We start from the raw sequence: 13,869 nt of genomic DNA on the forward strand, positions 1-13,869 counted from the left end.
AGACTGTCAACCAGCCTGATCGACCGCCCGGCGGGCGATGACGAAGGCTTGAGCGGTGAGCTCGTTGAGATGCTCCTGGCGTTCACGTCTGGCTGTTGCGTACACCGTGAACCCGGCGGTGTGCAGGGCATCGCGCACCGTTGATGTGTCGTGCCGCAAGAACGTCATGTCCACCTGATGGCCGAATGCTTCGGCGTAAACAGAAGGGGGAGCGTCGGTTTGAAAGCCCAGTAAGAGCCAACCCGGATCGGTGAGCACGCGGGCGAATTCGGTGAACAAGGAGGGGAGGAGCTCGGTCGATGTATGGATGATGGAGTACCAGGCACACACCGCGGCAACGCTCGCCGGCGGGTATGGCAGGTCGAACATGTCGGCAACCTCGTAGCGAGCCTGCGGATAGCGTTGCCTGGCAATGGAAACCATGGCCGGTGAGCCGTCGATACCCACGGTGTTCAGCCCGCATCGCGTAAGTTCGGCGGTCGCTTGTCCTGGCCCGCAGCCGACGTCAAGAGCGTCGGTACCGCCGGATCGGCGGACCAGGTCGGCGAATGATTCCACCAGGCGGCGGTCGAAAGGCCTGACGTCGAACTCGTCGGTGAATGTTGCGGCGTATTCGGTGGCGATCAACTCGTACTGGTCGTACACGAGCATCAACATTAGGCAGGAGGGATGACACCACCGGATGCGAGACTGCGGGCGTGACCGCGATCCTGATCACCGGCATGTCGGGGGTGGGCAAGTCCACCGTCCTGACCGAACTGGCTCGGCGTGGTTACGAGACGGTCGATACCGACTATGGCGACTGGATCCACGTGGTCGATGGGGAGCCGCTGTGGCGTGAGCCGTACATCGACGCGCTGCTAGGCCGACCGCGCAACGGTCCGCTGTTCGTTCAGGGAACGGTGGCCAATCAGGCGGATTTCTACCCGAGGTTCGCCGCGGTCGTACTGCTCAGTGCACCTCGCGACGTCATCGTTCACCGGTTGCGGACGCGTACCGGCAATGATTTCGGCAAATCCGCTGCCGACCTCGCGAGGATCGAAGGGGATCTAGCGGAGACCGAACCGCTGCTGCGTGCGTCCGCCACACATGAACTGGACACCACTCGGCCGGTCGCCGAGGTCGCCGACGCGCTGATCGTGATAGCAGGGCGGTAAAGTCCCGCAGGTGAGCACAGCTGTCAACCATGCCGCGCGCATGCGCGGAGGGTTGGTGGGTGCGTGTTCGGCGTTGACGGCCGCGGTGGCTCACACCGCCGCGGGCGGCGCGGCGCCGTCCAGCAGTCCGCTGGTCGTACTGGTCATGCTGTGCGCGACGCTCGGCGCGGTGGTCGGCGGATTCACCGCCGAGACTCGCGTGGGCAGGACTGCGTTGCTGATCGCGGGGCTCGCTGCGGGGCAGACGCTCGGCCACCTCGCGCTCAGCTTGGCCGGCGGTCACCATCACGCGACATCGTTGCTGACCGGGCCCATGCTGGCCTTGCACATGGCGGCTGCGGTCGGCCTCGGTCTGTTGATCGGCGCGGTCGAATACCTCTACGTCGTCTGCGCGTCGGTGCTGTGCTGGCTGCGGGTCTTCATCCTGGGCCGGATCCGGCCCGTCGGCCACGCGGTCTGGTGGCCGACCGACACAGTGGTGGCGCGCCCTGTTCTGCTGCGCGCCGGTTTGGGAATGCGGGCACCTCCTGTGGTGTGCCCCGCGGGCAACTAGTACCCGCGATCGCTTCATGTGAGCCCGTCGTCTACCGGCGGGCTGTCACCCGTTGCGCGTCTGCGCGCACCCTCCTTTGAGCGAAGGCATTTCCATGACCACAACCCCTGACGACCAACTACGTACCGAATCTCCACCGGTCAAACCCCGGACCATTCGCCCGCTGCTGGTCCGGCTCCACTTCTATGCGGGCGTGTTCGTCGGCCCGTTCATCCTGATCGCCGCCGTCACCGGCCTGCTGTATGCACTCATTCCACAGATCGACAACATGATTTACCGCCACGAGTTGACGGTCGACCATGTCGGCGAGCAACGACTGCCGCTGGCGGATCAACTCAACGCGGCCCGTGCCGCACACCCCGAAGGTTCCGTCGAGAGCATTCGGCCGCCGGTCGAGCCCGACGAGACGACGCAGGTGCGCCTGACGGTCGACGATGTTCCGCCGGATTATTCGCGCACGGTGTTCGTCGACCCGTACACCGGCGAGGTGCGTGGCGCGCTCACCACATACGGCCAGTGGATGCCGTTGCGAGCCTGGTTCGATGAGCTGCACCGCAACCTGCACCTCGGCGCGGTGGGCCGCAACTACAGTGAGCTCGCCGCGAGCTGGATGTGGGTGATCGCGCTCGCCGGTCTGGCGTTGTGGATCATGCAGCGCCGCGACAACAAGCTGCGCAACCTCGTCGCACCCGACCGCTCCGCGACCGGACGCAGGCGCACGCTGTCGTGGCACGGTGCCGTGGGTGTGTGGACCATCGCGGTGCTGCTCGCGTTGTCGGTTTCGGGCATCACGTGGTCGCGTTATGCCGGGGAAACAGTCAACAGCATCCAGGCGAGGTTCGACACCACCGCGCCGAGCGTCGACACCGCGCTCGCCGGCGGAACCGCATCGGCAGCAGGCCATCACGGGCACGGCGGGCCGGGCGAAACCAATCTGCACGCCGCCGACACGGTCCTGGGCACCGCCGAATCGGCCGGGTTGCATGGGCCGATGTGGCTGTACCCGCCCGCGGAATCGGGCGAGGCGTGGAAGGTTGCCGAGCGCAAGCGGGACTGGCCGACCCGGTACGACTCGATAGCGGTCGACCCGGCCACCGGCGCGATCAGCGATCGGGTGGATTTCGCGGAATGGCCATTGCTCGCCAAGCTCACCGAATGGACGATCGAGGCTCACATGGGTCTGCTGTTCGGGCTGGCCAACCAGATTGTGTTGGCGTTGACGATGATCGGGCTCATCACGGTCATCGTGCGCGGTTACCGCATGTGGTGGCAGCGCCGCCCCACCCGTGGGTCGGACTGGGCGGTCGGCCGGCCACCACTGCGTGGTGTGTTGCGACGGCTACCACCGCTCGGTATCGCCGCTGTCGTCGTCGTGGCCGCCGTGATCGGCTGGTGTCTGCCGTTGTTCGGCCTGAGCCTGGTGGCGTTCCTCGTCGCAGACACGGTGGTCGCGGCACTTGCAGTGAGGAAGCGCAATGCGTAGGGCGATAGCGGTTCTCGGTGCCGTCACCCTGGCGGTCGCGGGCTGCACGCAGAGCCACGAGGACGAGACGATGGCGTCGACGGTCACCATCACCGATCAGTGGGCCAGTGCCGCGGACTCGGGGATGACGGCTGTTTTCGGGATGTTGGCGAACAGCGGCCACCACGATGCGCGCATAGTCTCGGCGACATCGCCCGCCGCGAAGACGGTCGAGATGCACGAGGTCGTCGCCGATTCGGGTGGGGCAAAGGCCATGCGGCCCAAGGAAGGCGGCTTCACCATTCCCGCGGGCGGCACGCACGAACTGATCCCGGGTGGTGACCATCTGATGCTGATGGATCTGACGGCGCCGCTGCAGCCCGGGGCCGATGTCGAGATGACGGTGGTGTTCGAGGACGGTTCGTCGTTACCGATCACCGCCCAGGTGCGCGACGCAGCCGGCGGCGATGAGAACTATCAGCCCGCGGACCCGCACGGCCATGGCTGATCCGTCCTGGCTGACGGTCAACCGGCGGCGCCTCCTGACCGGGGGTGCCGCCGTGTTGGCCGCGGGTGCCGTTCTCACCGAATGCGGTGCCGCGCAATCCGCCACCGTCGGGTTCGGCGGTGAGGCCGAACCGTTCCACGGCGCGCACCAGGGCGGGATAGCCACCGCGCCGCAGTCCCACGCGGTGTTCATCGCGTTCGATGTCAAGCCCGGTGCGGGCCGCGGCGAGCGGGACACCGTCGCCGCGATCCTGCGGTTGTGGACTGCCGACGCGGAACGGCTCACCCGCGGTGTGCCCGCCCTGGCCGACACCGAACCCGAATTGGCTTTGCGCCCTGCACGTCTCACGATCACAGCCGGACTCGGTCCAGCCCTGCTCGATCGGCTAGGCGTGGCCCGGCCGGCATCGGCGAGAGAGCTTCCGGTGTTCGACACCGACCGGCTCGATGATCGTTGGTCGGGCGGGGACTTGGTGCTGCAGATCTGCGCCGACGATCCGGTCGTGGTGGCCCACGCTACTCGGGTCTTGACCAAGAACGTCCGGTCGATGTCGGTACAACGCTGGCGGCAGACGGGCTTTCGCAGCGCACGCGGAGCCGATCAGCAGGGCACGTCGATGCGTAACCTCATGGGTCAGGTGGACGGTACCGCCACCCTGAGTCCCGCCGACTTCGACGATCTGGTGTGGTTGGGCGACGACAAGCCGGCGTTGGCCGGCGGAACACTCATGGTAATCCGGCGCATCGAGATGCAACTCGACACGTGGGACGAACTGGACCGGCAGAGCAAGGAGCTCACGGTCGGCCGGACGCTGGACACGGGGGCGCCGTTGACCGGGCAACGCGAGATGGACGAGCCCGATTTCACGATGCAGCGCGACGGAATTCCGGTGATACCGGAGAATTCGCATATCGCGCTGGCACACCATCGTGACAGCCGTGAACGGTTTCTGCGTCGGCCCTACAACTACGACGATCCGCCCGAACCCGGACAGACCTCCAACACCGGGCTGATCTTCGTGACATATCAACGCGACATCGATGCGCAGTTCCTGCCGGTACAGACACGCCTCGCCGCGTTCGATGCGCTAAACCAGTGGACCACCGCGATCGGGTCGGCGGTGTTCGTCATGCTGCCGGGCGTCACCTCGCCCGAGCAGTACCTGGGCCAGGCGCTGCTGGAGGGAGGTTAACCGCCCAGCCGGAACAGGTTGAGCTTGTAGCTGTTGACGACAGCGGGCGCGAGGCGGGCCAGTGCGCGCGGACCCTCGAGTCGGCGCGGGTCCTCGCACACCCACTGCATCTGGGCCGTCACGGCCTTCATGGAGCCGTTGCGCCAGCGCCGGTTGCACCTTGGCCATGGAACTTAGGCCTAAGCCGACGGCGTCATGTCTGCCACTGCTCTACGCTCGACGTCATGACCGATCACGACAAAGCCGCGGCGCGGCGGGAAATCACCGACGCCCTGCTCAATGCCCTCAACCGGCGCCACGAATTGCTCGACGTGATCGTTGAGGCCGACGACCGCAGTGCCGCAGTGGACGCTGTCGCGGGACTGCTGGGTACGTCGCACACCGCCGCCGAGGCCGTCATCGGGTTGTCATTCGCACAGATCACCAAGGATTCGCGACGCAAGATCGCAGCCGAACTCGACGATCTGAACAGTCAGCTGAGCTTCACCGCGCAGGAACGTCCCGCGAGTTCGGGTGAGACGCTGGAGTTGCGGGCGTTCTCGCCGGAGACCGATCGCGACATCTTCGCGGCCCGGACCACTGACGTGGGAGCGTCCGGTGACGGATCCGGCGCGCCGGCAGCCGAACTCGATGACGAGATCCGCGCGGCCCTCGGCCGGGTCAACGCAGAAGAAGCCGCATGGTTTGTGGCGCTCGAAGGTGCCGAGAAGGTCGGTATGGTGTTCGGCGAACTCGTCGGCGGCGAGGTCAATGTGCGCATCTGGATTCACCCGGACTTCCGTAAGCGTGGCTATGGCACTGCGGCGCTGCGTAAGTCGCGTTCGGAGATGGCCTCATGCTTCCCGGCCGTACCGATGGTGGTGCGAGCACCGGGCGCCGTGCCGCCTGCCTAACCGCGCAGGCTCGTCACGATCGTGCGGGCCGTGGTCTCGGCACGTTGCCGCTCATAGCTGCGGCCCTCGGACAGGATCGCGTAGACGACCGCGCCGAGTAGCGCATCGGCCGCCGCGTGTGCGGTATCGGCCTCGATGTTCTCGGCGAGCAACCGCGTTCGGACGGAGTCCAGCAGCGGCCTGCTGAAACCGGCCCGCAGCCGGTCCGCGGTGTCTTCATGTTCGAGCGAGGCCGCGGTGAGCGTGCGCAGCATCGCGTATCCACGCTTGGTGGTCAGCGCCGACGCCAGGGTTCCGGCCCACGACACGAGGTCGGCGGTGACGTCGTCGGTGCTCGGCATCGTCGCCAGGATCTTGTCGGCGTCCTCGAGCAGGACGTCGGCGACCAGGGCGGGGCGGCTCGGCCACCAGCGGTAGATCGTCTGCTTGCCTACTCCGGCCCGTGCGGCGACGGCTTCGATGCTCAGCCCGTCAAAGCCGCGGTCCAGCAACAACTCCCGGGTGGCGTCGATGATGGCCACCCGGGATCTCTCGCTGCGCCGCCGCGGCGCGGTTTCGGTCGTCATCGCCAGGTCCTCGTCGCTCTTTACAGGAAAAGCTACACGCCGTAGTCTCCCACAAGACGAGACGCACCGTCTCGTGAATGCCGGGAACGAACGCAAGGGCCTATGACTGCTGAGAAACTCGTCATCGGGGCCAGTGGCTTCCTCGGTTCGCACGTCACCCGCAGGCTGGTCGAGCGCGGCGAGAACGTCCGCGTCCTGATCCGCACCACGAGCCCGACCCGGGGCATCGACGATCTGGACGTGCAACGGCATTACGGCGACATCTTCGACGCCGAATCGGTGCGTGCCGCGATGGACGGCTGTGACGTCGTGTACTACTGCGTGGTCGACGCCCGCGCGTGGCTGCGCGATCCGACACCCCTATGGCACACGAATGTCGAAGGGCTGCAGAATGTTCTGGACGTCGCCTCGGACGCGAACCTCAGCAAGTTCGTCTTCACGAGCTCGATCGCGACCATCGGACTGGTGGAATCCGGCCACGCCACCGAGGAATTGCCAAACAACTGGCTCGACATCGGTGGCGACTACGTGCACACCCGCGTGCTCGCCGAACAGATGGTGCTGCGGTATGTGCAGGAAAAGGGGTTGCCCGCGGTCGCGATGTGCGTTTCGAACACTTATGGCGCGGGTGACTGGCTGCCGACCCCGCACGGCGGGCTCGTCGCGGCCGCGGTCCGAGGCAAGCTGCCGTTCTACGTGAAAGGGGCCGCCGCCGAAACCGTCGGCGTCGGCGATGCGGCCGAGGCGCTCATCCTGGCAGGCGAACGCGGCCGCCCGGGGCAGCGATACATCGTCTCCGAGCGGTTCATGACCGCTCAGGAGATCTACGAAACAGCCTGTGCCGCCGTCGGTGTCGAGCCGCCGAAGCACGGCGTGCCGATCCGTCTGCTGACGGCGGCCGGTGCGTTTTCCGACCGTGTTGCGCGACTGGCCCGGCGCGACAGCCAGTTGAGCCCGCTGACCGTGCGGCTCATGCACGTGATGTCACCGATGGACCACGGCAAGGCCGTACGCGAACTGGGTTGGCATCCGGGTCCGGCGCCGCTGGCCATCGCCGAAGCCGCGAAGTTCTTCGTCTCCCGGCGGCGCCGCGCATGAGCATCGCGATCACACCCGAACAGCAGCAGGTCACCGATGCGGTGAGTGGATTCGCCGCAAGGCACGCGCCGGTCGCCGCGACCAGGGCCGAATTCGGCGGCGTCGCGCGCGGATCCATCCCAGTGTGGTGGCCGGAACTGGTGGCCAATGGATTTCACGCCGTACATCTGCCCGAGCACGTCGGCGGCGGAGGCGGTGAACTCACCGATCTGGCCTGCGTACTGCAAGCCGCGGCGTCGGCGTTGCTGCCCGGCCCGTTGCTGAGTACCGCGATCGCGAGCGCAGCGGTCCACTCGGCAGGTGAAAGTGAGGAGGCCGCAAAGGTTCTCAACGAGCTGGCCGCCGGGCTCACGGCTGCTGTCGTGCTGCCGGAGCATTCGGATTTCACCGCGCGGCCCGACGGTGGCGGTTGGCGTCTGACCGGATCGTCGGGCCCAACCATCGGACTCTGTGCGGCGCAGCGTGTCATCCTGCCCGCCCGTACCGCCGATCGTCTGTTGTGGTTCGTGGTCGATCCGGCAGCGGTTCGGGTCGAGGCGCGCCGCGGCACCGACCTCACCACCGACCTGGGCGTGCTGAAGCTGCAGGACCATGCGATGCCGGGTACCGCGGAACTGCCGGATGCGGACGAGGACCGTATCGTCGGCATCGCGGTGGCCCTGAGCGCGTGCGCGTCGGCCGGAATCAGCGAGTGGTGCGTGCGTGTCGTCACCGAACACCTGCGCACGCGTGAGCAGTTCGGGAAGCCGATCGGCACCTTCCAGGCGCTGCAGCACAAGGCAGCGATGCTGTTGGTCAACAGTGAGCTGGCCACGGCAGCCGCGTGGGATGCGGTGCGCGCCCTGACCGGCGCCGCAGACCAGCGTCGGCTTGCCGTCGCGGCGGCCGCGGTGATGGCGATCGCGCCGATCCCGGGCTTGGTGCTCGAAGCGCTCACGATGTTCGGCGCGATCGGTTTCACGTGGGAGCACGATCTGCACCTCTACTGGCGACGGGCCACGAGCCTGGCGGCCTCGATCGGTCCGCTGTCGCGATGGACCCGCGAGCTCGGTGAACTGTCGGAAATCGCGACGCGGGACATGACGGTCGAACTCGGCGACACCGATGCGGAGTTCCGTGCGCGCGTCGCCGAGGTGCTCGACAGCGCGCTCACCCTGACCGACGACGGTGCCGGCCGCCAGGACGACCGTCCCGAATTCGCGACCGGGTTGCGCCGTGAGCTGTTGGCTGAAGCCGGGCTCATCGCCCCACACTGGCCTGTGCCGTGGGGATGCGACGCCACCGTGCGCCAACAGCTCATCGTGGACGAGGAGTTCGGCAAGCGTGCGCTGCAACGGCCCTCGATCGGTATCGCGGAGTGGATCCTGCCGAGCATCATCGCCGCCGGGTCCGAGGAACTCCGCGAGCGCTTCGTCCCGGCGACGCTGCGGGGTGAGTTGGCGTGGTGTCAGCTGTTCAGCGAGCCCGGAGCGGGTTCTGACCTCGCGTCGCTGACCACTCGCGCGGCCCGGGTCGAGGGTGGCTGGCTCGTCAACGGCCACAAGATCTGGACCTCGGTGGCGCACCGGGCCGATTTCGGCGCGCTGCTGGCCCGCACCGATCCACAGGCGCCGAAGCACCGCGGCATCGGCTACTTCGTCCTCGACATGCGGTCGCCTGGAGTCGAATTCCAGCAGATCACCCAATCCAGCGGACGCGCGGATTTCAATGAGGTGTTCCTGACCGACGTCTTCATCCCCGACGAGATGCTGCTGGGCGAGCCTGCGTCCGGATGGCAACTGGCGATCAGCACGATGGCTCAGGAGCGCGTGGCCATCAGCGGCTACGTACACATCGACCGTGTCGGCGCCCTGCGCCGGCTCGCGTCGGTGAGCACCGACCGTGACCCGTTGTTGCACGCGATCGGCGAGATCGACGCCTATACGAACGCCCTCAAGGCGCTCGGGCTTCGCGAGACGCTGCGACTGCTCGACGGCCAGCCGCCCGGGCCTGCGTCGAGCATCGCCAAAGTCGCGACCAACGTGATGCTGCGGCGCGCGGCAACTCTCACGCTGGGACTGTCGGGCCGGCTCGCCATGGAAGCCGATAGCGAACCGCCCGTCGTCGCACCGTATCTGGACCTGCCCGCCGAACTGATCGGCGGCGGAACCACCGAGATCCAGCTCAACATCATCGCCCAGATGATTCTGGGATTGCCCCGCAAATAAGGAGCCGGTATGGGATTGAAGGGTGAGGCCGCGATCGTCGGTTACGTCGAGTTGCCGCCCGAGCGGCTGAGCACTGCCTCGCCCGCACCGTTCACCCTCGAACAGTGGGCGCTGTTGGCAGCTGAAGCGCTGGACGACGCCGGGTTGTCGGCCGAACTCGTCGACGGCATCGTCACGTCGCACCTCGGTGAGTCCGAGATCTTCGTGCCATCGACGGTCGCTGAATATCTGGGTGTACGAGCGAATTTCGCCGAGTTGCTGGACTTGGGCGGGGCCAGCGCCGCGGGCATGGTGTGGCGCGCGGCGGCCGCCGTCGAGCTCGGTATCTGTGACGTCGTGCTGTGCGCGCTGCCCGCCCGCTACCTCACGCCCATCTCCGAACTCAAGCCCAAACCGCATTCGGATGCCGTGTTCTTCGGATCGTCCAGCAATCAATTCGGTTCGCCGCAGGCCGAATTCGAGATTCCCTACGGCAACCTCGGCCAGAACGGTCCGTACGGGCAGGTCGCGCAGCGCTACGCCCATGAGTACGGCTACGACGAGCGCGCGATGGCAAAGATCGTGGTGGATCAACGGGTCAACGCCAACCACACCGACGGTGCGATCTGGAAAGACAAGCCGTTGACCATCGAGGACGTGTTGGCCAGCCCGGTGATCGCCGACCCGCTGCACATGCTGGAGATCGTCATGCCGTGTGTGGGCGGGGCCGCCGTGGTGGTCGCCAACGCCGACGTGGCCGCCAGGGCCAGGAACCGGCCGGTGTGGGTCAAGGGTTTTGGCGAGCACGTGCCGTTCAAGACGCCGACCTACGCCGAGAACCTGCTGGACACGCCGATCCGCAAAGCCGCCGACACCGCATTCGGGATGACCGGGTTGACCAGGGACCAGATGGACATGGTGTCGATCTACGACTGCTACACGATCACGGTGTTGCTGAGCCTGGAGGACGCCGGCTTCTGTGAGAAGGGCAAGGGCATGGCGTTCGTGTCGGACCACGACCTCACGTTCCGCGGCGACTTTCCGCTCAACACCGCAGGCGGGCAACTGGGTTTCGGGCAGGCCGGACTTGCCGGCGGCATGCACCACGTGTGCGATGCGACGCGCCAGATCATGGGCCGGGCCGGCGCCGCGCAAATCACCGATTGCAACCGGGCATTCGTCTCCGGCAACGGCGGCATCCTGTCCGAGCAGACCACCCTCATCCTGGAAGGCGACTGACCATGACCGGATTCGCGCGGCCCATGCCGGTGAAAACTCCGACCAGCACGCCGTTTTGGGATGCGCTGAGCGAGCACCGCATCGTCATTCAGTACTCGCCGTCTACGCAGGCCTATGTGTTCTATCCGCGCGTGCTCGCGCCGCGAACCCTCGCCGCCGATCTGGAGTGGCGCGAGATCTCGGGTATGGGCACGTTGTACACGTTCACCGTGGCGCGGCGGCCGGTCGGGCCGCACTTCGCCGACGCGGTCCCGCAAACACTGGCGGTCGTGGAATGGGATGAGGGGCCGCGGTTCTCCACCGAGATGGTCGAGGCAACGCCCGAGGATTTGCGGATCGGAATGCGGGTGCGCCCGGTGTTCTGCGACTACCCCGAACATTCCGTGACAATGTTGCGGTACGCACCCGCCTGACCTCGGCGTTCGACGAAAAGTGGTGTCGGCTCTCACATTTTCCTTGGCATGCGGCGCGCAGCGGAGGAATATGGAGGCATGCTAACCATACGGAAACTTCTGGGGTCAGTCTTCGTAGCGGGAGCCGCAGCGGCGATCGCGGCCGGACCGACAGCAGCGCTTCTTGCCGATGCGCCTGCCACGATCACCGACATGACCGGAAGCAATCAGGTTGTCCTCGCCACCCCAAGCGGGAGCGGCGATGCCGGCGGCGGCGGTGGCTGCGACAGCGGACCCGGCTGGCAGGGCTGTGGCGGCTGGAACCCGGTCCAGGGCGGTTGGGGCCACGGCTGCATCAACGGCATCTGCGGTGGCTGGGACGGCCAGCGCGGTTGGGGCGGCTGACGCTACCCTCACCCATGTGACGACCAGGTGGGCGCCGAGCCGGCTCGGCGATCTGAGCGGCAAGCGCATCATCGTGACCGGTGCGACCAACGGCGTCGGCTTGGGAACCGCTCGCGCATTGGCGCGCGCGGGTGCCCACGTCGTTCTCGCGGTCCGCAACATCGAACTCGGCGCGCAGCGTGCCGCCGAGATCGGTGGGTCGACCGAGGTGGTCGAGCTCGATCTCGCCGACATGTCATCGGTACGCACGTTTCCCGGCCGCCTCGACGGCGACGTCGACGTACTCATCAACAACGCCGGCGCGCTCAGCCAACACCGGACCGACACCGTCGACGGTTTCGAGATGACGCTCGGCACCAATCTGCTCGGGCCGTTCGCGCTGACCAATCTGCTGTTCGAGCGCATCCGGTCGCAGATCATCAACGTCGGCTCGGATGCGCACCGTGGCGCCACCCTGCGCCTCGACGATATGCACCTGCGCCGCAACAAGTGGACGGTGATGGGCGCCTACAGCCGGTCGAAGTTGGCTGTCATGCTGTGGGGCCTCGAACTCGATCGGCGGCTGCGGGCCGCGCGCTCGCCGATCGTCACGCAACTCACGCACCCCGGTTGGGTCGCATCGAATCTGCCGAACGTGTCCGAGAAGCCGCTCATGTCAGTGGTCCAGCGGGGAGTCAAGGCCGTCGCGGACGTGATGGCCAATGACATCGACGCCGGGGCTGCCCCGACGCTCTACTGCATCAGCGAACCCATCCCGCCCGGCAGCTATGTCGGCGTTGACGGCAAATTCGGGTTGCGCGGCGGCCCCGTGCTGATCGGCCGGTCGGCCGTGGCCTGCGACTACGAATTTGCCGCCCGCGTCGTGGAATTCGCCGAGCGGGAGACCGGAACCGCGATCCCGGTCTAGCCCGCCCGCAGCGCGCTGACCGCCGGGCCGAACATGACCTGTTTGATAGCGCCGAGCGTGCCGGAGTCTTTACCGCCGAGCGGGCGCAGCATCTGGGTCGCCGCGAGCGTCACCGCGCCTTCGGCCGCGGTCGCGTCGACCAACCCATGCTCGTGTGCGTCGACACCGCCGAACCGCCGACCGGTCGTCATCGAGGCGACCGCGGCCTGCGGAGTCAGCTTCGCCTGGATCAGTGCGGCCATGCCCGGCGTGAACGGGATGCGGATGTCGACCTCGGGAAAGCAGAAAAATCCGCGGTCGGCCCGCATCACCCGGTAGTCGTGCGCGATGGCGAGCATCGCGCCTGCCCCGAACGCATGGCCCACCACCGCCGCGGCCGTTGGGATCGGCAGCGTCAGGAACCGGGCCAACAGACCCTGCACCCGCCCGACGTACCACGGTCCCTGGTCACTGTGTGCCCCAAGCCAATCCAGGTCAAGGCCATTGGAATAGAACTTGCTGTCGGCGGTCGTCACGAGTCCCTGCGCGCCCTTGTCGAGCACCGTGTCGAGCAGCGCGTCTACCGCGTCGAGAAAATCCGGTGAGAACCGGTTCTCGTCGTCGCCGAGGTCGAGGACGGCGATCTCGTCGTCGTAGTCGAGTGTCGGTGTCAATGGTGTTCCCTTTCTCTGGGTTTCTGCGGTGCCGGCCCCACGGCCAGCACCGCGTCGACTGCCGCCCGCAGGTGGCGGCGGGCCGTCGGATCCGCAAGTCGATTGCGGTGCAGCAATATTGCGGTCGGTAGATCGACGACGCACGTTGTCACGGCGTCCACGGCAGCGCGATCACGGCGCCCCCAGGCGTCGCTGGCGAGCTGGATCATCAAGTCCACCAGCGATTTTTCCAAGTCTGCGAGGTCGGTGGCCAGCTCGCCGGGTGCGTCGGCGCCAAGCACCTCGTCACGGCGCATCCGTAGCAGCAGCGTCGCCGAGTCCGGATAGCGTTCGGCGAAGGCCACGGGCGCCTGGGCGGCGGCGGCGATCGCGTCGAGGCCCGGCCGGGCGTCGGTCACCAGTTCGCGTTGCAGATCGAGAAACCGGCGCCCGGCCCGCAGCCAGGCACGCGTCAACAGGCCCGCCCTGGATCCGAACGTGTGATAGAGCGCCCCGTTCGACAGACCGACCGCGTCGCTGATCGCCCGGACGGTCACGGCCGCCGCACCCGATGCGACGGCCAGCGCCTCGGCGGCATCGAGCACGACGTCCGGGTCGTACACACGGGGACGCGGCATGCCGTGACAATAACAGAGCGATTGATCGGTTATCGAGACGT

At 67.0% G+C, this 13,869-nt stretch carries 17 protein-coding genes; 12 read left to right on the forward strand and 5 right to left on the reverse strand.

Features of this window, described 5'->3' with window-relative positions; translation table 11 throughout:
* Window positions 1-6: 6 nt before the first annotated feature.
* On the reverse strand, window positions 7-651 hold the full coding sequence (locus ACRCUN_RS18835; RefSeq protein WP_462143147.1) for a class I SAM-dependent DNA methyltransferase: 645 nt from the start codon (window positions 649-651) through the stop codon (window positions 7-9).
* Window positions 652-707: 56 nt separating this feature from the next.
* On the opposite strand from ACRCUN_RS18835, the gene ACRCUN_RS18840 reads away from it, so the two are divergent.
* The 5 genes from ACRCUN_RS18840 to ACRCUN_RS18860 all read left to right on the forward strand — a co-directional run bounded on the left by ACRCUN_RS18840 (window position 708) and on the right by ACRCUN_RS18860 (window position 4,872).
* Window positions 708-1,157, forward strand: coding sequence for an AAA family ATPase (locus ACRCUN_RS18840; RefSeq protein ID WP_462143326.1), 450 nt, complete (start codon window positions 708-710; stop codon window positions 1,155-1,157).
* Window positions 1,158-1,167: 10 nt separating this feature from the next.
* Window positions 1,168-1,710: a hypothetical protein gene (locus ACRCUN_RS18845; protein ID WP_462143148.1), complete on the forward strand. Its 543-nt coding sequence runs from the start codon at window positions 1,168-1,170 to the stop codon at window positions 1,708-1,710.
* 94 nt (window positions 1,711-1,804) lie between these two features.
* Window positions 1,805-3,193 (forward strand): PepSY-associated TM helix domain-containing protein, encoded by a 1,389-nt coding sequence (locus ACRCUN_RS18850; RefSeq protein WP_462143149.1) that lies wholly within the window; start codon window positions 1,805-1,807, stop codon window positions 3,191-3,193.
* Window positions 3,186-3,680, forward strand: coding sequence for a copper chaperone PCu(A)C (locus tag ACRCUN_RS18855; protein WP_462143150.1), 495 nt, complete (start codon window positions 3,186-3,188; stop codon window positions 3,678-3,680). Before ACRCUN_RS18850 ends, ACRCUN_RS18855 begins: the two co-directional genes overlap by 8 nt.
* A complete protein-coding gene (locus tag ACRCUN_RS18860; protein WP_462143151.1) occupies window positions 3,673-4,872 on the forward strand; it encodes a Dyp-type peroxidase in 1,200 nt (399 codons plus the stop codon). The genes ACRCUN_RS18855 and ACRCUN_RS18860 overlap by 8 nt, the downstream gene beginning before the upstream one ends.
* Here ACRCUN_RS18860 and ACRCUN_RS18865 read toward each other — a convergent pair.
* Window positions 4,869-5,003, reverse strand: a complete 135-nt coding sequence (locus ACRCUN_RS18865) for a hypothetical protein (protein ID WP_462143152.1) — start codon at window positions 5,001-5,003, stop codon at window positions 4,869-4,871. The two genes, ACRCUN_RS18860 and ACRCUN_RS18865, sit on opposite strands and share 4 nt — an antisense overlap.
* Before the next feature lie 93 nt (window positions 5,004-5,096).
* Here ACRCUN_RS18865 and ACRCUN_RS18870 point away from each other — a divergent pair, with 93 nt between their 5' ends.
* Window positions 5,097-5,765: a GNAT family N-acetyltransferase gene (locus ACRCUN_RS18870; RefSeq protein WP_462143153.1), complete on the forward strand. Its 669-nt coding sequence runs from the start codon at window positions 5,097-5,099 to the stop codon at window positions 5,763-5,765.
* Here ACRCUN_RS18870 and ACRCUN_RS18875 read toward each other — a convergent pair.
* Window positions 5,762-6,331 carry a TetR/AcrR family transcriptional regulator gene (locus ACRCUN_RS18875; RefSeq protein WP_462143154.1) on the reverse strand — a complete coding sequence of 190 codons (570 nt, stop codon included), beginning with the start codon at window positions 6,329-6,331 and terminating at the stop codon, window positions 5,762-5,764. The two genes, ACRCUN_RS18870 and ACRCUN_RS18875, sit on opposite strands and share 4 nt — an antisense overlap.
* 102 nt (window positions 6,332-6,433) lie before the next feature.
* Between ACRCUN_RS18875 and ACRCUN_RS18880 the strand changes: the two genes are divergently transcribed.
* The 6 genes from ACRCUN_RS18880 (at window position 6,434) to ACRCUN_RS18905 (ending at window position 12,558) form a co-directional block, all read left to right on the forward strand.
* Complete coding sequence (locus tag ACRCUN_RS18880) at window positions 6,434-7,429, forward strand: NAD-dependent epimerase/dehydratase family protein (protein WP_462143155.1); 996 nt, start codon at window positions 6,434-6,436, stop codon at window positions 7,427-7,429.
* Window positions 7,426-9,636 (forward strand): acyl-CoA dehydrogenase family protein, encoded by a 2,211-nt coding sequence (locus tag ACRCUN_RS18885; RefSeq protein ID WP_462143156.1) that lies wholly within the window; start codon window positions 7,426-7,428, stop codon window positions 9,634-9,636. Before ACRCUN_RS18880 ends, ACRCUN_RS18885 begins: the two co-directional genes overlap by 4 nt.
* A 9-nt stretch (window positions 9,637-9,645) precedes the next feature.
* Entirely contained in the window at window positions 9,646-10,854 is a 1,209-nt protein-coding gene (locus ACRCUN_RS18890; protein WP_462143157.1) for a thiolase family protein, read from the forward strand.
* Window positions 10,855-10,856: 2 nt separating this feature from the next.
* Entirely contained in the window at window positions 10,857-11,267 is a 411-nt protein-coding gene (locus ACRCUN_RS18895; RefSeq protein ID WP_462143158.1) for a Zn-ribbon domain-containing OB-fold protein, read from the forward strand.
* 78 nt (window positions 11,268-11,345) lie between these two features.
* Window positions 11,346-11,651 carry a hypothetical protein gene (locus ACRCUN_RS18900; protein WP_462143159.1) on the forward strand — a complete coding sequence of 102 codons (306 nt, stop codon included), beginning with the start codon at window positions 11,346-11,348 and terminating at the stop codon, window positions 11,649-11,651.
* Between the two features lie 16 nt (window positions 11,652-11,667).
* Window positions 11,668-12,558: an SDR family NAD(P)-dependent oxidoreductase gene (locus tag ACRCUN_RS18905; RefSeq protein WP_462143160.1), complete on the forward strand. Its 891-nt coding sequence runs from the start codon at window positions 11,668-11,670 to the stop codon at window positions 12,556-12,558.
* On the opposite strand, the gene ACRCUN_RS18910 is transcribed toward ACRCUN_RS18905, so the two are convergent.
* Both ACRCUN_RS18910 and ACRCUN_RS18915 read right to left on the reverse strand, forming a co-directional pair.
* Window positions 12,555-13,211, reverse strand: coding sequence for an enoyl-CoA hydratase-related protein (locus ACRCUN_RS18910; protein ID WP_462143161.1), 657 nt, complete (start codon window positions 13,209-13,211; stop codon window positions 12,555-12,557). The two genes, ACRCUN_RS18905 and ACRCUN_RS18910, sit on opposite strands and share 4 nt — an antisense overlap.
* The gene (locus ACRCUN_RS18915; RefSeq protein WP_462143162.1) at window positions 13,208-13,828 is read right to left on the reverse strand and encodes a TetR family transcriptional regulator; all 621 of its coding nucleotides are present in this window, start codon (window positions 13,826-13,828) and stop codon (window positions 13,208-13,210) included. Before ACRCUN_RS18915 ends, ACRCUN_RS18910 begins: the two co-directional genes overlap by 4 nt.
* Window positions 13,829-13,869: the final 41 nt, after the last annotated feature.

The sequence above is a fragment of the Mycobacterium venezuelense genome (assembly GCF_054919535.1).